The 321-nt window shown below is 57.9% G+C and carries 1 pseudogene; it reads right to left on the bottom strand.

From position 1 onward, the window contains the following. A pseudogene (locus tag P0G09_RS16890) lies at positions 1–321 on the bottom strand (sodium-dependent transporter); the annotation flags it as partial.

Raw genomic sequence — 321 nt, 5'->3', positions numbered from 1 at the left:
GTAATGAACATCAGGGCCGGGCCCGCCTGCAGGGTGTCAGGGTCGCCGCCCGAAAAAGCTAACACGGCGGGAATGATCATCAGGCCCGCCATGATGGCAATGGCGGTGTCGAAGATCTCCACGTTTTCCGTGGACTGCTCAATGGACACGTTCTTTTTCATGTAGGAGCCAAAGGTCACCAGGATGCCCATGGCTATGGAGAGGGAGTAGAACATCTGCCCCATGGCGGAAACCACGGTCATCCACGAGAAGTTGGCCGGGTTGGGCACCAGAAAATACTTTACACCTGCCAGCGCGCCGGGCCGTGTGACCGAGTAGACA

The organism is Faecalibacterium sp. DFI.5.82 (assembly GCF_029076575.1).
Taxonomy (GTDB): Bacteria; Bacillota; Clostridia; order Oscillospirales; family Ruminococcaceae; genus Faecalibacterium; species Faecalibacterium duncaniae.
This window is presented reverse-complemented; position numbering and strand designations above follow the sequence as displayed.